Here is a 23,482-nt window from a genome sequence, read left to right as displayed (position 1 = left end):
GAAGACCCGCCGGCCCTCTGCACGTTCCTCACCCGATCACCGAAGGGCGTTGCATGTCCCACCGCTTCAGACGAGCGCGTTTGACGGCGCTCGCCGCCCTGTTGTCCACGATCGCCGCGCCTTCCGTCGCCCACGCCGCGGATCCGGACGCCCCGGCGTCCCGGGCCGCGGCCCACGCGGCCCCCGCGGCACACACCCTCACCCTCGACGACGGCTCGGTGCTGCACTGGTCCGACGACGGGTCAGGCACCCTGACCCGCAAGGACGGCACCACCCGGGCCTTCCCCGTGGCGGGAACGAAGGGCCGCAGCGCGTTCGGCGGCTCCCTGACGCCGTCCGCCGAGATCCTCCAGCGCCGGGCCGACGCCGCCGCGCTCACGCCGTACAGCGTGGGCGGCGCCACCGGCGCCGGCTCCGCGGTGCGCCCCCGGACCATGAACTCCGGCGCCGTCCCGCTCCCGAAGGCGGTCCGCGAGGCCGTGGACGGCATCGGCGACCGGAGCGCGGCCCGCACCGCCGCCCCCTCCGCCGCCGAGGACCTGCCCACCAACGAGGGCCTGACCACGTCCTTCCAGTCCTACCTCAACGCGGGCGGCGTCAACGCGGTCGGTGCCTTCCGGGACACCGCGACGTACCTCCGGGCGCTGCCCGGTCAGGGCCAGGTCATCACCAACGTGTCGCTGGGCGACCTCACCGACCAGGGCATGGCCGACGCGGGCGACGAGTACGTGCGCCTCAACGGTCCCACCACGGTGCTCCGCGACGGCAAGCGCTACCTCGACTTCCCCTCCCTGCCGCTCATACCGACCTACACCAGCGACAACAAGGGCCGCCTCGACCCGGCCGGCGCCATCGAGGGCCAGGACCCCAACCTCGCCGAAGTGCTGCTCGACTTCTCGATGATGGCCCCGCTGCCGCACGACCGGCAGCGCCCGGAGGCCACCGGCAGCGGCGCCACCGACCTGCTGGGCATCGCACCGGGCGCGCAGTACCGGCTCGTGATCCCCGAGGAGCCCTCGGCCACCGGCATCGCGGCCGCGCTGCGGGCGGCGGCCGCCCAGAAGCCCCGGCCGGACGTCATCACCGCGAGCCTCGGCTTCGGCACGGACGGCTCGATCGGCTTCCCCTCGCGGTGGCTGGAGGACGACCCGGAGATCAGGGACACCCTGCGCGCCATCGTGGACTCGGGGATCGTCGTGGTCGTGTCGTCCAACGACGGCACCCGCCTGGGCCTGCCGGTGTCGGTCGGCCCCGACGGCGGCAGCACCCCGACCGACGTGACGTCGAGCAGCCGCGCGCAGACGTCGATCGACGACGTCGCCCCCACCACCACCCCCACCCTGGTCCGTGACACCGGGGTGATCGCCGCCGGCGGCACCACCGTCGACGACACCCTGAGCTCGGACGACGTCCGCACCGCCGTCTACCCGACCACCCGCTACAACGGCTCCGCCGGCTACTCCTCGGGGTTCGGCACCCGGATCGACCTGGCGGCGCCCGGTGACAACCTGCCCTCGCTGATCCACACGCCGGACGGTCCTGGCGTGGTGCTCAACGGCGGCACCTCGGCCTCGGCCCCGATGATCGCCGCCGCGGCGGCCAACGTGCTGGCGGCCGCCGAGGCGACCGGGCAGAAGCTCAGCCCGCGAGAGGTCCGGAAGCTGCTGGTGGACACCGGCCGCCCGATCGCCCAGCCCCCGCAGGCCGACCGGGAACTGCGCATGGGCCCGCAACTGGACGTGACCGCGGCGGTGGAGAAGGTGCTCGCCAAGCGCCATTCCCTCACCCCGGCCGCGGTACGGCTGTCCGTCGCCGAGCGCCAGCTGCTGTCGGTGAGCCCGACCACCGCCTTCGTCGAGGCCACCGATCCCTCCGCGATCGACCTGGCGGGCCCCGCCGACGCCTGGGGCAACCCGTCCGGGCAGAACGCGGTCTCGCCCATCACCTTCGGTCTCGACCTCACCGGCGGGCACCGGAAGCTGACGTACCGTCTGCGCGTCGGCGAGCACGGCACGATCCCGTCCGCCGGCCCGAGCCTGCGCGTCCTGCCGCGCGAACTGCTGGCCGCCGCCGGCCTGCCCCTCGCCTCCGGCGAGGCGCGCACCGTGCAGGTCACGTTCGAGGCCCTCGACGGCCGCAAGGTGGTGGCCTCGACCGGTCAGCGGCTCACCTTCGGCGCGGCCGACGGCACCTATGTGCAGCCGAAGGCCCCGACCGCGCCCGGCTCGTCCCCGCTGGGCAAGTCCGTCACCGTGCACTACGACCTCACCGGCCTGCGGGACGCGACCGCCCCCGAGCTGGTGCTCTCCTCGGTCGGCCACTGGACGCCCTTCACCACCAGCGACAAGTGGCGTGCCCAGTGGCGCACCCCGCTCACCGGCACCAAGGGCACGGTGACCATCCCCGCCTCCGCCTTCGCGCCGGGTGGCGCCGGGCTCTACGGCATCGGCGTCACGCTCTACGACGGCCAGGTCTTCGGGGACTTCCGCGCGCTGCGCGTCGGACCCGGCGCCGACCAGCGGCCGCAGGCACCGCTGCTGGGGCAGGGGAAGTCCGCCACGGCGCACGCCGTCGAACTGACCCGGGCGGAGCCGCGGTTGACGGTCTCCTGGGACGCCTCCTCGGCTCCGCACGCCGACGGCGCGGCCATCGAGTTCCTCACCCCGGCACCGACCCTGTACGGGGCGCTCAACACCGCCACCAACCAGAACGGCAGCGGCCGCGACGACAACGGCGTCGACCACGCCTCCACCCTCTTCCGGGCCCTGCCGTCGGTGAAGGGCCGGACCGTGCTCGACCTCAAGGCCCTCGGCCTGCCGACCGGACTGCAGTACCCGGTCCGGGTCCTGCCCACGCGGGCGGGCAAGCCCGTCGGGCAGGCCTCGCCCACGTCGTTCGTGCAGTACCTCGACGGCGACACGGTCTCCGGCACCCTGGAGAACATCGAGGTCAGCGGGGGCACGGCGCTGCTCGCCACCGATGACTTCGCCGAGGGCGACGACGGCTGGATCCACCTGGAGGGCTCGGCCACCACCGCGTACTCGCTCTCCGAGGGAACCCTCGGCACCACGGTGTCCCGCGAGACCGGCACCTCGATGATGCAGGAGGTCCTGGGGGCCGACCCCGGCACGGGACACACCCTGATCGGCCACCGGCCGTTCGACGGCGGTGTGCTCCCCGAGGTCGACCTGCGCGACACGAAGACCGGTGCGCGCGTGAAGCTCAGCGCCCTCGACCCGGGCACCGGCTCGACGTCGGTGTACTTCCAGGGCGGAGCCGTCGACCCGGCCCGGCACCGGGCGGGGGTGACGACCTTCGACGGGGTCTCGGGCGTGGCCTCGCTGTGGACCGTCGACATGGCCACCGGCAAGGTCTCCGCGCCGGTCCCGCTCAACGCGGACAACCCGGGGCGGGCCTTCGGCAACGTCTCCGTCGACGCGTCGACCGGCACGTTCTTCGTGGCCACCACCGGCACCATGGGGCCCTGCCTGTCCGGGCGCGTCCCCTACTGGGCCGTGTCGGTCGACCCCGGCACCCGCAAGGTGTCGCCGCTGACCACCATGCCGGCCTGCACCGCCGGGCTCCTGCCCGACGGCAAGGGCGACCGGGTGTACGTCGCCGCGGGACCCGCGACCCCCAGCTACACCACGGGCGAGTTCCCGACCGGCACCTGGCGTTCGGCCGACCAGAAGTCCCTGGCCACCTCCGCGCCGGCCGACCTGGGCACCCGGGGCGTCATGTGGCCGGTGCTCGACACCCGGCACCACGTCGCCCTCGTCGCCCACCTGTACGAGGAGGCCACCACCGGCGACAACAACGCCCTCAGCGAGATCACCGTCCTCGACCCCGACACCGGGAAGGTGCTCGCCCGGCACCCCGTCGCCAACCTCGTCAACTCCACGCTGAGCACGTCCAACTTCGACTTCACCAGCCGGCGCGGCCTGTTCCTCGACCCCGCCACGCGTACCGTCTTCCTGGTGAACCCCTGGGCCAACGGCCTCCAGCGGTTCACCTACTGACCGGACACCCACGGGGCCGGGTCCGCCACGACCGGTGGCGGACCCGGCCCCGTGGTCGTCCGACGGCGCCTGTGCTAGGTTGATCGCGTTGCAGTTTTGGTACCCATGAACTTTACGTGCACCTGCCGGGATGTGACCGACAGGTGCATTTTTTGTTTTCCGGTTGTCCCGGAGGGGTCATTGCGGCGACGGAAGTCCGCAAAGTGCGGGCTTCATGTACTGCTCCCGAAGGAGATTCCCATGGCGACCGGCACCGTGAAGTGGTTCAACTCGGAAAAGGGCTTCGGCTTCATCGAGCAGGACGGCGGCGGCGCCGACGTCTTCGCTCACTACTCCAACATCGCCACCCAGGGCTTCCGTGAGCTCCAGGAGGGCCAGAAGGTGAGCTTCGACGTCACGCAGGGCCAGAAGGGCCCGCAGGCCGAGAACATCCTCCCCATCTGACCCACAGGGGATGTAAGGGGCCGGCACCTCACGGGGTGCCGGCCCTTCCTCTTTCGGGGCGGTGCGGGCACGTCGGGTCTACGGGGCGAGCGCCGCGGTGACGGCGGCCAGGTACCGGTCCACCGGGCCCGCGGTGAGCAGACCGCTGCCCGCGCCCGCGAGTTCCCCGGCGGCGGGGAGCAGGCGGGCGTGGAGCACCTCCAGGGCGTCGCGGTCGCCGAGCTCGACGGCGAGCACGGACTGCACGCAGCACAGGACCTCGTACATCAGGTCGGGGGGTGGCTCGGGCAGGGCCCGCAGGGCCGTCAGGGCCTCGGAGCGGCGGCCGGCGCGCAGCAGGACGAAGGGCTCGGCCCACGGCCGGTACGGCCCCCACTGCGCCGCGGGGTCGACACGCTCGGCGATCCGCGCCGCCGGGACGCCGCCGTCGGCCAGGTCGAGGCAGAGCAGCGCGAGCGGCAGCAGACCCCGTTCGACACCCGGCATCCCGGCGCCCTCCAGTCGTACGGCGGCGGCCCGGTAGGCGGCCCCGGCCCGCGGCCCGCCCTCGGAGGCGGCCGTGCGCAGGGCCCGGTACCACTGCGTGAACACGCCCGCCAGGGGCAGTTCGTGGCGTTCGGCCAGGACGTCGACCGCGGCGGCGTGCACGTCGGCCGCGGGGAGGTCGGCGAGCGCGCTGCGGGCCTGTACGCGGATCAGGTGACCAAGCACCTCGTACGTCGTCAGCCCGTGCCGCCGGGCCAGCGCCACCAGTTCGGCGCCGATCGCGTCCCGCCTCGGCGCGAGGCCCGCCCGGGCACAGGTCTGCATGAACACCCCGTTGAGCGCGAAGGCGAGGAGCGCCGGGTCGTCGAGCCGGCGGGCCGTCTCCTCGGCCTGCCGGGCCGCCAGGGGTCCGCGGGCGGAGCGGATGCCGCGCGTCTCCACCGCGATCGTGGCCAGCAGGCGGCAGCGTGCGGTCTCGTGCGCGGCGTCGGCGGGCAGGGCGGCCAGGGTGCGCTCGGCGGCGGCGACGATACGGCGGGCCTGCTCCGGATCGTCACTGCGGGTCCAGATCGCGGGGACGTCGTAGGCACCGATCACCCGGGCGGTCAGCTCCGGGTCGCCGGACTCCTCCGCCGCGGCGACGGCCGCCAGGCGGTGCTCCCGGGTGGCCTCCAGGCCGCCGCCCCCGGTCAGCGCGAGATTGCGGAGGAGGCCGACCGTCGACTCCAGCCGTGCGCGGGCCCCGGCGGCGACCGTGCGGTCGTACGCCTCGGCCGCCCGGGCCCACACCCGGGCGGCCGCGTCGCCGGGGTCGGCGGCCGCGGGCGCCGGCGGGTCCAGGCGCGGGTCCTGGGCGAGCATGTCCGCCTCCAAGCGGCGCAGCGCCGCTCCCGGGTCGAGCCCCAGTCCCCGGGCCAGCATCGCGCGGGCCCGGCGCAGCACGGCGAGCGCGTCCCCCTGACGGCCCGACCGGTACAGCGCGAGCGCCAGCAGCCGCCAGGCGTCCTCCCGCCACGGATGCGCGATCAGGTGCGCGTCCAGGTCGGGCACCGCCTCGGCGGCAAGGCCCAGCTCCAGCCGGGCCTCCGCCCGCCGTTCCACCGCCCGCAGCCGCAGTTCGGCGAGGCGGGAACGCTCGCCGCGGGCCCACTCCCGGTCGGTGTACTCGCCGTACGAGGGACCGCGCCACAGCTCCAGCGCCTCCTCGAGCCGCGTCAGCGCCGCTGCGGGCGGTAGTGCCGCCGCGGCGTCGACGGCGGCCTCGAACCGCCAGGCGTCCACGGCGTCCGGGTCCGCCCGCAGCGCGTACCCGGTGCCCGCGGTGACCAGCAGCCGGGCGGGGGCGCGGGGCGGCCGCTCCGGTTCCAGCTCGCGGCGCAGCGCCCCGACGAAGGTCTGCACGGCCCCGACGGCGCCGGCCGGGGGTTCGTCCCACAGGTCCGCCACCAGGCGGGTCACCGGTACGACACGACGGCGCGCCACCACCAGCCGCGCCAGCACCTCCCGGTGCCGGGGGCCCTTGAGCGCCAGTGCGCGACCGTCGCCGTCCCAGGCGACGACCGGCCCGAGCACACCGAAAGCGACCCGCACCCTGCCCACCTCTCCGGCCGTCCTCCCCGCTGCCACCGTACGCGCTGACCGGATGCTGATTCGCGGGCGGGAGCCTTGGGGCGTCCGCCGCCGGCGGGCACGTCACTCCCCCACCACCGAACGAGAGCAGCGCACCATGACACCGGTCGTCCCCGGCTTCGCCTACCACCGCGTCCCCGTCGCCGACGGCGTCGCCCTCAACGTCGCCGTCGGCGGCTCGGGCAGCCCTGTCGTCCTCCTGCACGGCTTCCCGCAGACCCACCTCATGTGGCGCCACGTCGCCGCCGACCTGGCCGCCGACCACACCGTGATCTGCCCCGACCTGCGTGGTTACGGTGCCAGCGACAAACCGGCCCCCGCGGGACCCGCCACGTACGCCAAGCGCACCATGGCCGCGGACGTCGTCGCGCTGGCCTGCGCGCTCGGTCACGACCGTTTCGCGCTCGCCGGCCACGACCGCGGCGCCCTGGTCGCCTTCCGCGCCGGGCTCGACCATCCCGACGCGGTCAGCCGGCTGGCCGTACTCGACGTGCTGCCCACCCTGGACATGTGGGACGTCCTGCGCGGCGCCGACGCCGCCGTGGGCTTCCACCTGTACCTGATGGCCCAGCCCCCGGGCCTGCCCGAGCAGATGATCGCCGCCGCCCCGGACGCCTTCTTCGGGCACTTCCTCGACGCGTGGAACCGTTCCCCGGAGACCTTCCCGCCCGCCGTGCGCGCCGCCTACCTCGACGCGTGCCGCGCGGCCGTCCCCTCGATCGTGGCCGACTACCGCGCCTCGGCGACCGTCGACGCCGACCACGACCGCGCCGACCGGGCCGCGGGCCGGCGGCTCCGGATGCCGGTCGCGGTCCTCCAGCAGGACTGGGGCGCCGCCCTCGGCTACGACGCCCGCGCCCTCTGGCAGGCCTGGGCCCCCGACCTGACGCACACCACCGTCGGCTGCGGCCACTTCATGGCGGAGGAGGACCCGGGACTCGTCGCGTCGGCCCTGCGCGCACTCGTCGCCTCCTGAGCCCCCGGAAACGTTCGAGGCCCGGGGGCGGGAAGAACCTCGGAAGTGAGTTGCGTTACAGATATCAGTGGTAACGAATCTCGCGAACCCGTGAGGAGCACCAGATGATCGTCACCTCCGCCCCCGGGACCTGCTCGCCGCCGCACACGGCGACCGCCGAGCACTGGTTCGACTTCATCTGCCCCTACTGCTACGTGGCCCAGGACCGCACCCGGATCCTCCGCGAGCACGGCATCCGCGTGGTCGGGCACGCGCTGCGGATCCACCCCTGGACGGGGCCGGGCGGCAGCCCTCTCGGCCGGCGCGCGGACCCCGCGTACGCGCTCCTCGCCCACGAGGCCGAGGCGGCGGGCCTGCCCCTGCGCCGGACGGACCGCGTCACCCACTCGCGCCCCGCACTGGAGGCCCACGAATGGCTCGCCGCGAGCGACCCCGAGGCCGCCGGCCGCTTCGCCGCCGCGGTGTTCACGGCCAACTTCGCCGACGGCCTCGACATCGGGTCCCGGGAGCTGCTGGTCTCCCTCACCGAGGAGGCCGGGGGCGACGCGAAGGGGCTGCGCGAGGCTTGGGGTTCCGCGGCGATGACCGACGCACTGGCCGCCTCGGAGTTGCTCGCCTGGCGGTACGGCGTCCACGCCACACCCGCCTGGGTCTCCCGACGCCACGGGATCGCCGGGCTGCAGCCCCCGCAGCGGTTCCGCGACTGGGCCGCGGCGCTCACCGGCTGAGGAGCGGCCGACGACGCGGCCAAGGCCGTGTCGTCAGCTCCCCCAGCTCCGCTGGGAGGTGCCCCCAGGTGCGGTGCATCGCACGGCGGAGATTCGTCCTCGTAGTGGGCTACTCGGACGATTCGACAACTCCCCCGGGCCGAAGGCTGGGGGAGCGCCGTGCCTGGGGGCACCTGCCAGCGCCAGCTGGGGGAGCGCCGCGGGGTGGGGGCACCCCCGGCCGAAGGTTGGGGGCGGGCATGTGACGACGCGGCCTAGCCCAGCAGCGCCTGCATGTGGGCCGCGGCCTCACGGGCGGCCTCGTCGGGGGTACGGCCCTGCTCACGGGCGAACAGGTAGGCGGCGTACCAGTCCCACCAGTGGTGCTCCGGAGCGATCGCCTCGTACGCGCCGTGGCGCTCCTCGGTCTCGTGCAGGAGCCCGGCCAGGGTCGGGACGTCCATGGCGGCACCTCCTCCTCGGTCGTGCGGCCCGGAATCCCACCGTCCGCGAGGACCGTGGGATTCCGCAACCCGGGCGCGGTCGGCGCATCGGGCGGAAGCCCGCGCGGACCTCGTTCACGAACAGCTCCGGCTGCTCCCAGGCGGCGAAGTGACCGCCCTCGGGGAGCCGGTTGCGGTGGACGAGGTCTCGGCGTCTCCGCCGGGCGGCGGCCGCTCCGCACGGCGCTGTCCCCCGTGGGGACGGCGACCCGGCAACGGGCCTGAGGTGCGGGCGCGTCAGCCCCGGTCCACCGTACGGTCGGGCCTGCCGTCGGCCGGGGAGAGCCGGATCACGTGGACCTCGTCGCCCTCGCCGGCGTCCAGGGTCACGCGGACGCGGTCCGGCCCGTCCCACTCCACCGCGACCAGGTCACAGCTGTCGCCGTTGACGAAGCCGACGCGCCAGCGGCGTGCCGTGAGCCACGACCCCTCGTCGACGTAGACCCACCACAGCGGGTCGATCATGGCGGCCCCCTCCACGACCACGAGCTCCCGGTCGGGGTGGCCGGGCGCCGCCTTGCTCATCGTCTCCTCCCCGCCATGGCTGAACAGGGAGATCGCCGCACCGAGCGCCAGCGTGCCGAAGACGCCGGCCACCAGGATCAGGGAGCGCAGGACGGGGCCGCGCACCGCGAGGATCAGCGCCGCTGTCAGCACCACGCCCGTCGCGATGCCGAACACCAAGGGATGGTCCAGGAGCCGGACCGCGACCAGCAGGCCGCCCGAGCGGAGCCTCTCCCGACGCCCCGCCCAGGCGCCGAGGACGAGCACCACGGCGACCCCCGCCAACACCGCCGCCGCTCCACGTCTGCGACGCTCCGTCATCTCGACCACGACCAGCTCCCCACCCCGGCGTCCGGACGCGCACACACTAGCCTCGGTCGATCAAGGACCGGCCATGTGCCGGGGGGCACAGGCCGTTGACGACCAGGTCGGTGACGCGGTGGCCCCGGTCCCGGCCGCGGGTGTCGGCGCCGACGCGCCAGAGGAAGCCCATCAGCAGCAGCACGTCCTGCGGGGCGAGCCCGGGGCGAACGCTGCCGTCCGCCGCGCAGGCGCGCAGGCACGTGCCGACGGCCCTCACCACGGGGGCGTACGCCCTGTGGTCGGCGAGGGCCGATGAACCAGGTCCGGAGGGGTCCGCGCCGTCCGGGTGTCAGTCGCGGTCGGTCAGGCGGCGCAGCAGACGGCCCGCCTCGAGGACCTTGCGCACGTCCTCCGGCGGCAGGGTGCCCAGGCGCACGGCGAGGGCCTCGGCCTCGCCGCGGGCCATCCGCACGAGTTCCCGCCGGCCCGGCGCGGTCATGACCACCCGTGTGGCACGGCCGTCGGCCGGGTCGGGTTCGCGGCGGACCAGCCCGGCCGCCTCCAGTTGCGTCACCGCGGCGGTGATCGTGGGCTGGGTGCAGGCGGCCCGCTCGGCGAGGACGCCGACGCGCGAGGGACCGTACTGGTTCAGCAGGGCGAGGACGATGAGCGGGGTCGGCTGGAGCTTCGGCTCGGGGCGGGCGCGGCGCAGCAGCCGCACCAGGCGGTGCAGGGACACCACGAAGTCCAGGGCGTCTTCCTCACCGACTGCCGCCATCGTCCGCCCCCTCGCGTGGTCTCCGTCGGGTCAGGGGATCCCGATCGTGGGCGAGTACAGGTCCATCCACAGCGCCAGGTCGAGGGCGCGTTCCAGGCCGTGCCGGGCGGCGTGCGTGCTGACCGGGGTGTCGGTCCTGACCGCGTCCTCCAGCCAGGTCCGGCTGACCAGGTCGAACACCGGGTGCGTGGGCTTGGCCAGCAGGTCCTTGGCGTTCTCCTGGAGCGCGACGAAGTACTTGGGGTCCTGGGTGGAGGGGTACGGGCTCTTCACCCGGTTGTAGACCGAGCGGGGCAGCACGTCCGCGGTGGCCTCGCGCAGCAGGCTCTTCTCCCTGCCGTCGAAGGACTTCAGCGACCAGGGCGCGTTGTAGACGTACTGGACCAGGCGGTGGTCGCAGAACGGGACCCTGACCTCCAGCCCGTTGGCCATGCTCGCCCGGTCCTTGCGGTCGAGGAGGATGCGCACGAAGCGGGTGAGGTGGAGGTGGCTGATGACGCGCATCCGGTACTCGAAGTCGCTCTCGCCGTCGAGGCGTTCGACGCCGGCGACCGCGCGGCGGTAGCCGTCGTGGACGTAGCCCTCCAGGTCCAGTGACTTGGCCACCTGGTCGGTGAGGATGTTGCCGTCGTCGCCGAACTCCGTCGTGAACCGCACCAGCCAGGGGAAGGTGTCGGCCCTGCGGGCCTCCTCGTCGAAGAACTGGCGGTAGCCGCCGAAGACCTCGTCGGCCGACTCTCCGGAAAGCGCGACGGTCGAGTGCTGCCGGATGGCCTTGAACAGCAGGTAGAGGGAGGAGTCCATGTCGCCGAGCCCGGCCGGGATGTCACGGGCGCGGATCACCCTGGCCCGCACGTCCGGATCGGCGAGCTGGTCGGAGTCGAGGACGATGTCCTGGTGCTCGGTCCCGCAGAGTTCGGCGACGTCGTGGACGAACGGGGTGTCGGGCGTCCCGCGCAGGCTGTCGGGGACGAAGTGCTCGGTCTGGCCGACGAAGTCGACCGCGAAGCTGCGCACCTTCTCGCCCTGGTCGGCGAGTTGCCGCGCCGCGATCGCCGTCATCGCCGAGGAGTCCAGACCGCCGGAGAGCAGGGTGCAGCGCGGCACGTCTGAGACGAGCTGGCGCCGCACGATGTCCTCGAGCAGCTCGCGCACGCGCGCGATCGAGGTCTCCTTGTCGTCGGTGTGCGGCTCGGTCCGCAGCGCCCAGTAGACGTGGGTGCGGATGCCACCCCGTCCGACGGTGACGACGGTGCCGGGCTCGACCTCGCGCATGCCGTCCCAGATCGCGTGACCGGGCGTCTTGACGAAGGCGAAGAGCTCCCGCAGCCCGTCCAGGGTGACGCGGCGGGGGACGAGCGGGTTGGCCAGGATCGCCTTGGGCTCGGACCCGAAGAGCACGCCGTCGTCGGTCGGGTAGTAGTAGAACGGCTTGATCCCCATCCGGTCGCGGATCATGACGAGCTTCTGCTCGCGGCTGTCCCAGATGGCGAAGGCGTACATGCCGTTGAGCCGTTCCGCGACGCCCTCCCCCCACTCCAGGTAGCCGCGCAGCACCACTTCGGTGTCGGAGGTGGTGGTGAAGCGGTGGCCGCGCACGGTCAGTTCCTTGCGCAGTTCGGTGAAGTTGTAGGCCTCACCCGAGTACACCATCGCCACCGCGCCGCCCTCGGGTGCCTCGGCGCTCATCGGCTGCCGGCCGCCCGGCAGGTCGATGATCGCGAGCCTGCGGTGTCCGAGCGCGGCGGGTCCGTCGACCCACGTGCCGCGGTCGTCAGGCCCACGGCAGGCCATCGTCTCGGTCATCGCGTCGACTGTTTCCTGCTCGTTCCCCAGGTCCCTGCGGAACGAGATCCATCCGGCGATTCCGCACATGCGTATGCCTCCGGGCTATCGCTGTGCCCGTCCGTCGTTCGCGACGTCACGGATCGGGTTGGCCCTGGCCGGCTCCGCGGCGCGGTTGTCACTCTCGGTGATATGTATCGGGCACCTATCAATCGAGTGTCCGTCGGCTCCGGTCGACCGTCAAACGCCCGCGCCGACGCCGTGCTCCACGAGGGGCCCGACCGTCAGACCGGCGTCCCGGCACGTCGTGACCAGGGCGGGAAGCGCCGCGAGGGTGGCGCGCCAGGAACCCGGGGCGGAGGCGTGGTCGCTGTCGTGGAGCAGGACGGTGGCGCCCGCGCGCAGGTCGGGCCGGAGGGTCGCCAGTACGGACTCCCCGGTGGCGCCGGTGCTCCAGTCGCGGCCCCAGGCGCTCCACAGGACCGGGGTCAGGCCGGTGCACGCGGCCGCCGCCCAGCGTCCTCCGGTGAGGATGCCGTACGGAGGGCGGTACCAGACCGGCGCGGCGCCGCAGGCGTCGTGGACCGCCCGGACGGCGCGGGCCAGATCGGCCCGGTCGCGGGCGGGACCGGGCAGCCACGGGCGGTCGTGGGTCCAGCCGTGGACGGCGATCTCGTGGCCGCGCCGGACGGCCTCGCGCACGATCCGGGGGTGGCCGCCCACCCGCGCGCCCAGGACGAAGAAGGTGGCCCGGACCGAGAGTTCGTCGAGGGCGTCCAGGAAGCGCGGGGTGGAGACCGGATCGGGCCCGTCGTCGAAGGTGAGGGCCACGTGGTCGGGGCGTCCGAGGCCGGCCAGGGCGGGGAAGGCCCGGCGGCGCAGCCCGGGCAGCCAGGTGGCGGCCGGGACGATGTGGCCGGCCACCAGGACGCCCCCCGCCAGCGCCGCCCGCCGGACGTCGCCGCCGCGCCTCATCCCGGCCCCCCGTGGACGGTACGGTGACGGCCCTCCGGGGCGCCCGGACGCTTCCCGCGCGGCACGTCCCAGCCGCCGGCCACGGCGGGCGAGCGCGACAGGCCGACGGCTCCGGCGGCCATCAGGACGACGCCGGCCGCCTCGGGCACGACGTGCGCCCCGAGCGCGATCCGTTCCCCGAAGAGCACCCAGCCCAGCGCCACGCTCACCACCGCGTCCCCGATGGTGAGCGCCGGCTGGGACGCCGCGAGGCTGCCGGCCCGCAGGGTGACCTGGAGCAGCAGCAGGCTGAGCAGGCCGACCGCGCCCACCGCGTACAGCTGCCAGGAGGCGAACACCCGCGGCAGGCCCTCGGGGATGCGACCCGTGACGTCCTTGATCAGCGCTGCCGTGCAGGCGAAGCAGGCCGCCGTGGCGCACCCCAGGACGCAGGCCCGTGCACCGCCGCTCAGCGCCCGCCCGACGAGCCACAGGACGAGCACCAGCACCGCCAGCGGCACACCGGCGCGCGGCCAGGTGCCGGGCAGGGCCTGCGCCTGCCCGCCGGACGGCGTCGCGGCACCGAGGAACAGGGCCAGTCCGCCGGCCAGCGCCAGGAACCACACCCAGGTCCCGGCGTCGGGCCGCCGGGAGAACGCCAGGCTCCCCGCCATCAGGGTGAACAGCAGCTCGGTGGCCATGAGCGGCTGCACCACCGACAGTTGCCCCACCGCCAGGGCGCTGGCCTGCAGGACCCCGGAGACCACGAGCGCCGCCATCCCGGCCGCCCAGAACGGGCGCCGGACCAGTCGCAGCAGGTGCCGCAGCCGCCCGCGCAGACCGTGCCCCGCGCCCTCTTCCTCCTGCTGCTGCAGGGCGGCGCGCCGCTGCAGAGCGGAGGCCGCGCCGTTGGCGAGGGCCGCCAGCAGTGCCAGCACGACGGTCAGGGCGGGCACCGCGTCATCCGTACTTGCCCGCGAGACGCCGGTAGACCCAGGGCAGGACGCCGCGCACGGCGACCGGGATCCGCAGCCAGCGGGGGACGTACACCTCGTCCCGTCCCTTGCGGATCGCGTCGGTCACCACCCGGGCGACCCGCTCGGCAGGCATCGGTCGGGGCCGGGAACGGGTGTACGCCACCCCCCGCGTCGCGAAGAACGGGGTGTCGACGACGCCCGGGATAACATGGGTGATGCGCACCCCGCTGCCGGCCAGCTCGTAGCGGAGCGAGTCGGCGAAGGCGCCGAGCGCCGCCTTGGCCGCGGAGTACACGGCCTCGTCGCGGACACCGACGCTGCCCGCGAAGGAGCCGATCAGCACGATGTGGCCGCTGCGCCGGGCCAGCATGCCCGGGAGCACCCGGCGGACCAGCTCCATCGCCGCGACGACGTCCACCATGAAGATCCGCTCGATGACCCCCTGCGGCATCGAGGCGAAGGGACCGGCCCAGCCGATGCCCGCCCCGGCCACCAGCAGGTCGACCCGGCCGCCCGTCACGAGCGCGGCGTCGCGCACCAGCCGCCCGGTCCCCTGCGGGTCCTCCAGGTCGGCGGGGAGCGCGGTCCCGGAGGTCCGCTCCGCGACCGCCCGCAGACGCTGGTGGTCGCGGCCGCTGACCAGCAACCGCCATCCCTCGGCGGCGAGGCGGTCGGCGACCGCGGCGCCGATGCCCGAGGACGCCCCGGTCACCAGCGCGACCGGGGCCGGTCCGCCGCCCGGGTCCGCCGGACCGCGCACGGGCTTGCCGCGTACCGCCTTGCCGCCGGAGACCGCCTGGGGAGGGTGAGAGGTCATGGCATCGCTTTCTGTCCCTGCCGCTGCTTTCCGTCCCTGCCGCTGCAGCTACCGCCCGGGATGGCCGGTGCGGCTCCCCCCGGGGCACGTCCCCCTCCGGTCTCAGTAAACCGCCCGATCGCCGGACCGGCTCTGTGGGCGACCCGGCCGGGAGGCAGGGGGCGGGGGTCGCCCCGTGATGCGGGGCGGTTCGTTTCAAGACGGGGCAAATCGGTTAGACCCGAGTAGTCCGCAACTGGTGTACGAGGTGATCACGTGCCGGATGTGCCCGCAGCAGCGCCGCCCGTTCCCTCCCGGCGGGACGTGGTGCCGCGGTGACGCACACCGGGCGGACGGACCGTACGCCCCGGCGCTTCCTCGTGCTCAGCGCCGCCATGGGCGCGGGTCACGACGCCGTCGCCGACGAGCTCGTCGCACGGCTCACCGCGCGCGGCGGGCAGGCCCGCAGGGCCGACGTGCTGGAACTCCTTCCCGCGCACGCCGGCGCGGCGCTGCGCGCCTTCTACCGCGCCACGGTCCTGCACCTCCCGGTGCTCTACGCGGGCATCTACGCGACGTTCCTGCGCCCCGGCGGGTCACGCCGCACGCCCGGCCCGGCCGGGCTGGCCGGACTCGCCGAGCGCGGGCTCGCCGAACTCGTCCGGCGCGAGCGGCCCGGGCTGGTCGTCCCGGTGTTCCACCTGGCGGCGCAGCTCACCGGCGGGATGCGGGCCCGCGGAACGCTCGCGGTGCCCAGCGCGGTGGTGGTCACGGACTTCGACGTGCACAGCCAGTGGCTCCACCCCGGCAACGACCTGTACTGCTGCCTCACCGAAAGCGCCGCCCGCCGGGTGCGGGAGGCCACCGGCCGCCCGGCCGCCGCGACCGGTCCCCTGGTCGCGTCCCGCTTCCTGGCGCCCGCCCCGGACGCCGGGCCCTGGCACCGGGTGTTCCGTTCCCGGGCGCCGGACCGGCCGGTCGTCCTGCTCTCCGCGGGCGCCTGGGGCGCCGGCACGCACCTGGCGGACACGGCCGCCCTGCTCGCGCGGGCCGGTTTCCTGCCGGTGGCGCTGTGCGGCGAGAACCGGCGGCTGCGGGCCCGGCTCTCCCGCGTCCCCGGGACGCTCGCGCTGGGCTGGGAGCGGGACATGCCCGCGCTGATGAGCGCGGCGGACGCGCTGGTGGACAACGCCGCGGGGCAGACCGCGCTCGAAGCACTGGCCATGGGACTGCCCGTCGTCGGCTACCGCCCCATCCCGGGCCACGGCAAGGCCGGGGCGCACCAGATGGCGGCGCTCGGTCTGACCCGCTTCGCCACCGACCCCTGGACGCTGATCGACGTCCTGGACGGCCTCACCCGTCCGCGCCGCCTGCGCCGCACCCCCTCCCCGGCCGCCGCCGCGCTCTTCGCCCCGGACACCGCGGCGCACCTGATGGAGCGTTGCGAACCGGCCCCGGTCGCGGTCTGACCGCATGGACGCCGTCCTCCACGCCCTGTCCATCACGTTCGCCATGACCTGGGACATCACCTGGGCTCTGATCCTCGGTTTCGCGCTGTCCGCGGTCGTCCAGGCCGTGGCCCGCAAGCAGGGCGTCGTCGGCCTGCTCGGTGACGACCGGCCCCGGACGCTGGTGATCGCCGCGGGCCTGGGCGCGGCGTCCTCGTCCTGCTCCTACGCCGCCGTCGCCCTCGCCCGCTCGCTCTTCCGCAAGGGGGCGAGCTTCACGGCGGCGATGGCCTTCGAGATCGCCTCCACCAACCTCGTGGTCGAACTCGGCGTCCTGCTGGCCCTGCTCCTGGGCTGGCAGTTCACGGTGGCGGAGTTCGTCGGCGGGCCGGTCATGATCGTCGTCCTCGCGCTGTTCTTCCGGCGCCTGCTCCGGCCGGACCTGCTGCGGGAGGCCCGCGCCCAGGCCGACCGCGGGCTCGCCGGGTCCATGGAGGGGCACGCGGCGATGGACATGTCCGTGCGCCACGAGGGCCCGTTCCTGCGACGCCTGCTGTCCCCCGAGGGCTTCACCGCCACGTCGCACGTCTTCGTGATGGAGTGGGCGGCGATCCTGCGCGACCTCGTGCTCGGCCTGCTCATCGCCGGCGCCGTCGCCGCCTGGGTGCCGGACTCCTTCTGGCAGGCCTTCTTCTTCGAGGGGCATCCGCTCGCCGCGAAGCTGTGGGGCCCGCTGATCGGGCCGCTCGTCGCCATGGCCTCGTTCGTCTGCTCGGTCGGCAACGTGCCCCTCGCGGTGGTCCTGTGGACCGGGGGCATCAGTTTCGGCGGCGTGGTGTCGTTCATCTTCGCCGACCTGCTGATCCTGCCGATCCTGAACATCTACCGGAAGTACTACGGCCGCCGCACGGCCCTGCTGGTCCTGTGGACCTTCTACGTCGCCATGGCCGTCGCCGGCTACGTCGTCGAGGTGCTCTTCGGCGCGCTCGGTCTGATCCCCGACCGGTCGAGCGCCCACGTCCCCGGCGGCGGCGTCCACTGGGACTACACCACCTGGCTCAACATCGCCTTCCTCGCGCTCGCCGCCGTGCTGCTGGCCCGCTTCCTCGGCACGGGCGGCCGGCGGATGCTGCGGATGATGGGCGGCGCACCGGCGGGCGGGCACTGAGGCGTCCGCACGGGTCCCTGGACGACCCGCCCGCCGTCCCGGAGCGGCGGCTTATCACGGCCGCGTACAACGGGAACGACAACTGCTTCGCCTCGCACGGCATGGCGACGGTCACGGTGATCCCTGCCGAGGACTGCGCCTGGGGGACGGACCCGTGCCGGGACGGCCAAGGTCGTCCGCCCGGCTCCCCGCACTGCCCGACCCGTACCTCGGCCCTGGGGCTCGACCGGGCCGCCCGGCCGCCCGGCCGTCCGAGTCGCCCGAGTCACCCGAGTCGCCCGATCGGTGCCGGTCCTGGTGATCCGGTCTGACGGTGGGCGTTCCGCACACCCCCGGCGCCCCGGTCCGGGGCGCCGGGGGTGTGTGGTCTCATGGGCTCCGTGAGCCGCGCCGCAGAAGAGACCAACCGCCGGATGCTCCGGGCACGGGACGCGATGGACCGTGCGTACGCGCAGCCGCTGGACGTGCCGGCGCTGGCCCGGATCGCCCATGTGTCGCAGGCGCACTTCACCCGCACCTTCCGGGCCACCTTCGGGGAGACGCCGCACCGCTACCTGCAGCGCCGCCGCGTGGAGCGGGCGATGTTCCTGCTGCGGGAGAGCGACCGCAGCGTGACGGACATCTGCTTCGAGGTCGGCTTCGGCAGCCCGGGGACCTTCAGCCGCACCTTCCGCGACATCGTGGGCACGTCGCCGCGGGCGTACCGCAAGCAGGCGACCGCCATGGACGTGCCGACGTGCTTCGCGAAGGCGTGGATGCGGCCGCGTGCCTGATCGCGGGCGGAGCGGGCCGGGCAGGCCGAGCAGTTTTGGATAAGTTTTCGCCCGGCCCGGCCAGTAGCGTGATGCACATGTTCAACGCCATCACGCACTCGCAGATCTACGTCCTGGACCAGGACGAGGCCCTCGACTTCTACGTCGGCAAGCTCGGCCTGGAGGTGAACGCGGACGTCGACCTGGGCTTCATGCGCTGGCTCACGGTGAACGTCCCCGGCCACCCGGAGCGCCAGATCCTGCTGGAGAAGCCGGGCCCGCCGGCGATGTCCGAGGAGACCGCGCAGCAGGTCCGCGAGCTGGTCGCCAAGGGCGCCACGGGCGGCCACCTGATCTTCAGCACCGACGACTGCCGCAAGACGTACGAGACGCTCCGGGACCTGGGCGTGGAGTTCACCGAGGAGCCGACCGAGCGCCCGTACGGGATCGACTGCGGCCTGCGCGACCCCTTCGGCAACAGCATCCGCTTCACCCAGCCGAAGGCCTGAGCCGCGGCCGCCGGCAGGCGCTGGCGACCGGTCCCAACCGACTGCCCCTCCCGGACGTCTGTATCGCACGTCCTTCTGCCCGCAGGCGCGTGTCACCGGCACGCGGCCTGCGGGGCAGTGCGATCGACGTCCCGAGGAGCAGCATGCCGTCACGTCAGGTACCCCCTTCCGCGCACCTCCACCGGCCGCTCCTGGCGGCCGCCCTCGTCGCCGCGGCCGTGCTCGTCACGGCCCCGGAGGCGTCGGCCGCCGGCGCCGTCCAGCCGTCCACGACCGCCGTGGCCGTCCACGACCAGGCGGTCACCCGGGCCGAGCGGCAGGCGGTCCTCGGCTACTGGACGCCGGAGCGGATCGCGGCGCTGACCCAGCCCTCGTCGGGCAACCCGCCCAAGAGCGGTCCCGACGGCGCCCCGTGGACGGGGCCGAGCGCCCTCGGCCGTACGGTGGGCCGGCTGTTCTTCACCGACCACGGCGAGGACTCCAGTTGCACCGCCACCGTCGTCGACAGCGCCAACGGCAGCACCGTGGTCACCGCGGGGCACTGCGTGAACAACACCGACCTCATCGGTGAGGACAACCAGTGGACGCGGAACGTGCTGTTCGTGCCCGGCTACCGCGACGGACGGGCGCCCTACGGGAAGTTCACCGGCCGGCTGGGGGTCGTCGCCCCGACCTGGCTGGAGAACGACCAGCAGCACGGTGAGGTCTACGGCGCCTACGACCAGGCGTTCGTGGTCCTCAACACGGACGCGCGGGGCCGGACCGTCCAGGCCGCGGCCGGCGCGGCGCAGAGGATCGGCTTCGACCGGCCCGGCGACCGGCTGGTCCACCAGTTCGGTTACCCCCGCGCGGCCTCGGACCCGGAGCGCGAGGGCCTTCCCGAGTACACCGGCGAGCGGCTCGCCTACTGCACCGGACGGGCCGAGCAGGTCGTCGGCACCCCCGAGTACCCCGCGGCGAAGGGGCTGTGGGGGACCGAGTGCATCATGGGCGGCGGCTCCAGCGGGGGCCCGCGGATAGCCGGTCTCGACCCGGAGTCCGGTCTGGGCACCGTCGTCGGCGACAACTCCGAGGGCAGCCGGATCGACGTCGCGGGCAACGCCTGCGACCCCTGGGATCCGGCCCCGGGCTGCACACGGCACCTGGTGGGCCCGCAGTTCACCTCGGCCGTCACCGGGCCGCTCTACCAGCGCGCCCAGCACAGCGCCCGCTGAGCGACGCCGACCACGGCGCCTCCCGGCCGCGGCCGGGAGGCGCCGTCTCATCTGCCTCATCAACGGCGATCGGAGTCAGGTGTGTTGGGGCCGGAACCGGTGACGGCCGGGCCCTTAGCCCCGGGGCCGGGTGGGCGTAGTCTGTGCCAATCTCATTGCACGGGCCATCGAGAACGGGGGGCATGGTGCCGGGGTTCGTGTTCCTGCGTCTGCGCGCACACCGTCTGCTGCTCGCCGCCGCCCTGCTCTCCGTGCTCCTCACCACCTGCGCGGTCGCCGCGCTCGCCGCGTTCAGCTCGGCCGTGGGGGACGCCGGTCTGCGGCGCGCGCTGCAGGAGCAGTCGGCGGCACGGACACTGGTCGGGATCACCGCCGACGTCGACGGCAAGGACCCGGGCGCGGCCGACGGGGCCGTGCGTGCCACGGTCGTCGGCGCCTACGACGGCCTGCCGGTGTCCGTCACCGGGGTCACCCGTTCCGGCCCGTACGGACTGCCGATGACCCTGCGGCCGCGCGGAGCCCCGCGCACCGGGGACCCGGACCTGACGGTGCTGTCGACGCTGGACCGGGCGCGGGTGACCATGGCCGAGGGCACCTTCCCCGGTGCCCCGGCGGCCGGCGGACCGGTCCCGGTGGCGCTGCCCGAGGCGGCCGCGGAAGCGCTGAAGGTGCGCACCGGGCAGGTGCTCACCCTGACCGACCGGCTGCGCCACGGCACGCTGCGGGTCCGCGTGACGGGGACATACCGGCCGGTCGACCGATATGCCCTGTACTGGCGGCTCGACCCGCTGGGCGGCCGCGGCGTGCGGACGCTCTCCTTCACCACGTACGGGCCGATGGTCACCTCCCCGGGGGCCTTCGGCCCCGGCGGGGTCCCCGCCGTGGAGATGGCCTGGCAGGCGCAGGGGGACTTCGCCGCGATGACCACGGCCCGCGCCGACGGCGTCAGCGGGAGCGTCCAGCGGACGGTGCAGCGCCTGGGCACCCTGCAGGCCGCGAACTCCGTCGTGGCGAGCAGTGAACTCCCCGATCTGCTGGTGGAGTTGCGCGGAACCTTGCTGGTGAGCCGGTCGACCCTGCTGATCAGCGTTCTGCAGCTGATGTTGCTGGCCGCTCTCTCCCTGCTCCTGGTCGCCGGACTGCTCGCGGAGGAACGCTCCGCCGAGACCGCGCAGTTGCGGGCCCGCGGCGGCTCGCGCGCCCAGATGACCGGTTTCGCCACGGCCGAGGCCCTGCTGCTGACCGTACCGGCCGTGGTGCTGGCCCCGCTGCTCTCCGGCCGGCTGGTGCGGCTGCTCGCCGGTCACGGGGCGCTGGCGCGGGCGGGGGTACGGCTGGAGCCCTCGCCGCTGACGGCCTGGTGGGTGGCCGCGCTCACCGCGCTGGCCTGCGGTCTCGCCGTCGTCGGGCCCGTACTGCGGCGCACGGGGACGTACACGCAGGAGTACACGGCGCGGCGGCGCCGGCGGGCGTTGCCCGCCGGCGTGCAGGCGGGTGCGGACGCGGGCCTGGTCCTCGTGGCCGGCCTGGCGTTCTGGCAGTTGTCCCGCCGCGAGGCGGGCAGTGGGACGCTCAGCACGGACACCTCCGGACGGCTGGGTCTGGATCCGGTCCTGGTGGGGGCGCCCGCGCTGTGCCTGCTGGCGGGTGCGGTGCTGGCGCTGCGGCTGCTGCCGCTGGCGGCCCGGCTCGGCGAGCGCCGCGCGGCGAAGGCCCGCGGGCTGCCGGTGTCCCTGGTGGGCTGGCAGCTGGCACGCCGCCCGGGCCGCGGGGCGGGGCCCGCCCTGCTGCTGGTCTTCGCCGTGTCGATCAGCATGTTCGCGATCGGCGAGAACAGCACCTGGACCCGGTCCCAGGACGACCAGGCGGACTTCGCGGTCGGCGCCGACCTGCGCGTGTCCGGTTCCGCCACGCCCGCGTTCGGGCAGGGCGGCGTCTACGACGACGTACCCGGCATCGCGGCCGTCACCCCCGCCGGCCGCGCCACCGTGTCCCTGCCCCGCGACCGCGACGCCACCGTCCTGGCCGTGGACAGCACCTCGGCCGCCCGTGTCCTGCGATTGCGTGACGACCTGTCCGCCGAGCCCCTCGCGGACCTCGTGCGACCCCTGCGTGCGGACGGCGGCCCCGCCGCCCGCAGCGCCGGATTCGTCCTGCCCGTCGGCACGGACCGGCTCCGCCTGACGGTCCTTCTCCGGTCACTGGGGGCCGGGGACCGCACCGTCGCCGGCACGGTGACCGACCAGCTGTTCGTGACGCTGACCGACCGGTACGGCGTCCCGTACACGCTCTCCCTCGGCGAGGTCCGGGCCGACGGCGAACGGCACGTGCTGGAGGCCGACTTCGCGGCCGTCACGGGCCGGGTGCGTGGCGCGGGCCCGGCCGGGCCGCTGCGTCTGACCGGGTTCCGGGCCGAGTACCTGGTGCCCCGGCGGAACGAGCGGCACAGCCTGACGGTCACCGACGTCCACGCGGTGACCACCGGCGACGGCACACGCGAGGTGCCCTCCCCCACCACGACGGCCTGGTCCGCCCGCACGCAGATCGACAACCCCGACTTCCCCGAGGCCCCCGGCCTCGGCTACCGCCCCTCACGCACCGGCGAACCGCGCTCCGCCGCGGACACCCCGCTGACCGTCCGCTACGACACCGGCGAGGAACCCTTCCAGCGGGGCGTCCCCAACGGCGCCGACGGAGCCGCCCTCACCCTGCGGGCGGGGCCGCGGCCGCCCACGGTGCTGCCCGCGGTCGTCACCGACGCCTTCCTGAGCGCCGTCGACGCGAAGCCCGGCAGTACCGTCCCGGTCGAACTCGACGGCACACGGCTGTCCCTGCGCATCACGGGGTCGCTCCACGCACTGCCCACCACCGGGCGGGACGGCTCCACGGGCACCGGCGGCGGCGCCGTCCTGCTGGACCTGGCGAGCCTGAACCGCGCCCTGGTCTTCCAGGACCAGCGCGGGCTGGAACCCACCGAGTGGTGGCTCGCCGCCGGCCCGGCCGGAGCGCCCCGTGTGGCCTCGGCGCTGCGCGCCCGGGGGGACGCCGCCACGATCGTGGTCCGTGACGAGGCACGGGCGGAGTTGCGGCGCGACCCGCTGGGCGCGGGTCCGTTGTCGGCCCTGCCGGCGGCGGTGGTGGCCGCCGCGGTGCTGGCGGCGGTGGGTTTCGCGGTCGCGGCGGCGGGAGCGGTACGGGAACGCTCGGAGGAGTTCGCACTGCTGCGGGCGCTGGGCACGCCGCGGAAGTCGCTGGCCCGGGTGGTCGCGGCGGAGCAGGGGCTGCTGGTGCTGACGGCGGTGGGGGTCGGGGCGCTGCTGGGCGGGGCGCTGACCCGGTCGATCGTGCCGTTGATCGTGCTGACGGCACGCGCGGACAGCCCGGTGCCCGAGGTGCGGGTGGAGTTGCCCGCCGTGCCGTTGCTGGAACTGCTGGCCGCGGTGGCGGTGCTGCCGCTGCTGGCGGTGGCGGTGGCGGCGTTGCGTACGGCCGATCCGGTCCGCGCGCTGCGCCGGCAGGGAGGGGAGTGA

The 23,482-nt window shown here is 74.6% G+C and carries 19 protein-coding genes; 10 read left to right on the top strand and 9 right to left on the bottom strand.

What is annotated here, in order from left to right; genetic code table 11:
- Positions 1 to 80 precede the first annotated feature (80 nt).
- Both AC1VWI_RS39065 and AC1VWI_RS39060 read left to right on the top strand, forming a co-directional pair.
- The gene (locus AC1VWI_RS39065) at positions 81 to 4,019 is read left to right on the top strand and encodes a S8 family serine peptidase (RefSeq protein WP_499515772.1); all 3,939 of its coding nucleotides are present in this window, start codon (positions 81 to 83) and stop codon (positions 4,017 to 4,019) included.
- Between the two features lie 240 nt (positions 4,020 to 4,259).
- Positions 4,260 to 4,463, top strand: a complete 204-nt coding sequence (locus tag AC1VWI_RS39060; RefSeq protein WP_326570877.1) for a cold-shock protein — start codon at positions 4,260 to 4,262, stop codon at positions 4,461 to 4,463.
- A gap of 78 nt (positions 4,464 to 4,541) precedes the next feature.
- Here the strand turns inward: AC1VWI_RS39060 and AC1VWI_RS39055 are convergent, their stop codons facing one another.
- On the bottom strand, positions 4,542 to 6,539 hold the full coding sequence (locus AC1VWI_RS39055) for an AfsR/SARP family transcriptional regulator (RefSeq protein WP_499515771.1): 1,998 nt from the start codon (positions 6,537 to 6,539) through the stop codon (positions 4,542 to 4,544).
- A 136-nt stretch (positions 6,540 to 6,675) separates the two neighbouring features.
- Here AC1VWI_RS39055 and AC1VWI_RS39050 point away from each other — a divergent pair, with 136 nt between their 5' ends.
- Together AC1VWI_RS39050 and AC1VWI_RS39045 are read left to right on the top strand one after the other, a co-directional pair.
- Positions 6,676 to 7,554 (top strand): alpha/beta fold hydrolase, encoded by an 879-nt coding sequence (locus AC1VWI_RS39050; protein WP_499515770.1) that lies wholly within the window; start codon positions 6,676 to 6,678, stop codon positions 7,552 to 7,554.
- Positions 7,555 to 7,658: 104 nt separating this feature from the next.
- On the top strand, positions 7,659 to 8,282 hold the full coding sequence (locus AC1VWI_RS39045; protein ID WP_499515769.1) for a DsbA family oxidoreductase: 624 nt from the start codon (positions 7,659 to 7,661) through the stop codon (positions 8,280 to 8,282).
- 254 nt (positions 8,283 to 8,536) lie between these two features.
- On the opposite strand, the gene AC1VWI_RS39040 is transcribed toward AC1VWI_RS39045, so the two are convergent.
- From AC1VWI_RS39040 to AC1VWI_RS39005, 8 genes are all read right to left on the bottom strand, one after another.
- Positions 8,537 to 8,725 (bottom strand): bleomycin resistance protein, encoded by a 189-nt coding sequence (locus AC1VWI_RS39040; RefSeq protein WP_499515768.1) that lies wholly within the window; start codon positions 8,723 to 8,725, stop codon positions 8,537 to 8,539.
- 276 nt (positions 8,726 to 9,001) lie between these two features.
- Positions 9,002 to 9,598: a hypothetical protein gene (locus AC1VWI_RS39035; RefSeq protein WP_499515767.1), complete on the bottom strand. Its 597-nt coding sequence runs from the start codon at positions 9,596 to 9,598 to the stop codon at positions 9,002 to 9,004.
- 37 nt (positions 9,599 to 9,635) lie between these two features.
- Entirely contained in the window at positions 9,636 to 9,848 is a 213-nt protein-coding gene (locus tag AC1VWI_RS39030) for a hypothetical protein (RefSeq protein ID WP_499515766.1), read from the bottom strand.
- Between the two features lie 72 nt (positions 9,849 to 9,920).
- Complete coding sequence (locus tag AC1VWI_RS39025) at positions 9,921 to 10,349, bottom strand: MarR family winged helix-turn-helix transcriptional regulator (RefSeq protein WP_499515765.1); 429 nt, start codon at positions 10,347 to 10,349, stop codon at positions 9,921 to 9,923.
- A 30-nt stretch (positions 10,350 to 10,379) separates the two neighbouring features.
- The gene (asnB, locus tag AC1VWI_RS39020) at positions 10,380 to 12,224 is read right to left on the bottom strand and encodes an asparagine synthase (glutamine-hydrolyzing) (protein WP_499515764.1); all 1,845 of its coding nucleotides are present in this window, start codon (positions 12,222 to 12,224) and stop codon (positions 10,380 to 10,382) included.
- Positions 12,225 to 12,374: 150 nt separating this feature from the next.
- Complete coding sequence (locus tag AC1VWI_RS39015) at positions 12,375 to 13,109, bottom strand: polysaccharide deacetylase family protein (RefSeq protein ID WP_499515763.1); 735 nt, start codon at positions 13,107 to 13,109, stop codon at positions 12,375 to 12,377.
- On the bottom strand, positions 13,106 to 14,044 hold the full coding sequence (locus tag AC1VWI_RS39010) for a DMT family transporter (RefSeq protein WP_499515762.1): 939 nt from the start codon (positions 14,042 to 14,044) through the stop codon (positions 13,106 to 13,108). Before AC1VWI_RS39010 ends, AC1VWI_RS39015 begins: the two co-directional genes overlap by 4 nt.
- 4 nt (positions 14,045 to 14,048) lie before the next feature.
- The gene (locus AC1VWI_RS39005) at positions 14,049 to 14,882 is read right to left on the bottom strand and encodes an SDR family NAD(P)-dependent oxidoreductase (RefSeq protein ID WP_499515761.1); all 834 of its coding nucleotides are present in this window, start codon (positions 14,880 to 14,882) and stop codon (positions 14,049 to 14,051) included.
- A 374-nt stretch (positions 14,883 to 15,256) separates the two neighbouring features.
- On the opposite strand from AC1VWI_RS39005, the gene AC1VWI_RS39000 reads away from it, so the two are divergent.
- The 6 genes from AC1VWI_RS39000 (at position 15,257) to AC1VWI_RS38975 (ending at position 23,482) form a co-directional block, all read left to right on the top strand.
- Positions 15,257 to 16,330 (top strand): MGDG synthase family glycosyltransferase, encoded by a 1,074-nt coding sequence (locus AC1VWI_RS39000; RefSeq protein ID WP_499517019.1) that lies wholly within the window; start codon positions 15,257 to 15,259, stop codon positions 16,328 to 16,330.
- Positions 16,331 to 16,334: 4 nt separating this feature from the next.
- Positions 16,335 to 17,477: a permease gene (locus AC1VWI_RS38995; RefSeq protein WP_499515760.1), complete on the top strand. Its 1,143-nt coding sequence runs from the start codon at positions 16,335 to 16,337 to the stop codon at positions 17,475 to 17,477.
- A gap of 371 nt (positions 17,478 to 17,848) precedes the next feature.
- Complete coding sequence (locus AC1VWI_RS38990; RefSeq protein WP_499515759.1) at positions 17,849 to 18,250, top strand: helix-turn-helix domain-containing protein; 402 nt, start codon at positions 17,849 to 17,851, stop codon at positions 18,248 to 18,250.
- A 77-nt stretch (positions 18,251 to 18,327) separates the two neighbouring features.
- Positions 18,328 to 18,738: a VOC family protein gene (locus AC1VWI_RS38985; protein WP_499515758.1), complete on the top strand. Its 411-nt coding sequence runs from the start codon at positions 18,328 to 18,330 to the stop codon at positions 18,736 to 18,738.
- Positions 18,739 to 18,881: 143 nt separating this feature from the next.
- The gene (locus tag AC1VWI_RS38980; RefSeq protein WP_499515757.1) at positions 18,882 to 19,952 is read left to right on the top strand and encodes a trypsin-like serine peptidase; all 1,071 of its coding nucleotides are present in this window, start codon (positions 18,882 to 18,884) and stop codon (positions 19,950 to 19,952) included.
- A 182-nt stretch (positions 19,953 to 20,134) separates the two neighbouring features.
- A complete protein-coding gene (locus tag AC1VWI_RS38975) occupies positions 20,135 to 23,482 on the top strand; it encodes an ABC transporter permease (protein WP_499515756.1) in 3,348 nt (1,115 codons plus the stop codon).

It is taken from the genome of Streptomyces sp. TOM-9 (assembly GCF_056858595.1).
Note: the sequence above shows the minus strand (reverse complement) of the source record. Positions and strands in the feature narration are given on the sequence as shown.

Bases quoted from the DNA above. Each gene is read 5' to 3' on its own strand.
- AC1VWI_RS39060 (WP_326570877.1), top strand. From the start codon at position 4,260: ATGGCGACCGGCACCGTGAAGTGGTTCAACTCGGAAAAGGGCTTCGGC.
- AC1VWI_RS39050 (WP_499515770.1), top strand. From the start codon at position 6,676: ATGACACCGGTCGTCCCCGGCTTCGCCTACCACCGCGTCCCCGTCGCC.
- AC1VWI_RS39045 (WP_499515769.1), top strand. From the start codon at position 7,659: ATGATCGTCACCTCCGCCCCCGGGACCTGCTCGCCGCCGCACACGGCG.
- AC1VWI_RS39040 (WP_499515768.1), bottom strand. From the start codon at position 8,725: ATGGACGTCCCGACCCTGGCCGGGCTCCTGCACGAGACCGAGGAGCGC.
- AC1VWI_RS39025 (WP_499515765.1), bottom strand. From the start codon at position 10,349: ATGGCGGCAGTCGGTGAGGAAGACGCCCTGGACTTCGTGGTGTCCCTG.
- asnB (WP_499515764.1), bottom strand. From the start codon at position 12,224: ATGTGCGGAATCGCCGGATGGATCTCGTTCCGCAGGGACCTGGGGAAC.
- AC1VWI_RS39015 (WP_499515763.1), bottom strand. From the start codon at position 13,109: ATGAGGCGCGGCGGCGACGTCCGGCGGGCGGCGCTGGCGGGGGGCGTC.
- AC1VWI_RS39005 (WP_499515761.1), bottom strand. From the start codon at position 14,882: ATGACCTCTCACCCTCCCCAGGCGGTCTCCGGCGGCAAGGCGGTACGC.
- AC1VWI_RS39000 (WP_499517019.1), top strand. From the start codon at position 15,257: ATGGGCGCGGGTCACGACGCCGTCGCCGACGAGCTCGTCGCACGGCTC.
- AC1VWI_RS38995 (WP_499515760.1), top strand. From the start codon at position 16,335: ATGGACGCCGTCCTCCACGCCCTGTCCATCACGTTCGCCATGACCTGG.
- AC1VWI_RS38990 (WP_499515759.1), top strand. From the start codon at position 17,849: ATGGGCTCCGTGAGCCGCGCCGCAGAAGAGACCAACCGCCGGATGCTC.
- AC1VWI_RS38985 (WP_499515758.1), top strand. From the start codon at position 18,328: ATGTTCAACGCCATCACGCACTCGCAGATCTACGTCCTGGACCAGGAC.
- AC1VWI_RS38980 (WP_499515757.1), top strand. From the start codon at position 18,882: ATGCCGTCACGTCAGGTACCCCCTTCCGCGCACCTCCACCGGCCGCTC.
- AC1VWI_RS38975 (WP_499515756.1), top strand. From the start codon at position 20,135: ATGGTGCCGGGGTTCGTGTTCCTGCGTCTGCGCGCACACCGTCTGCTG.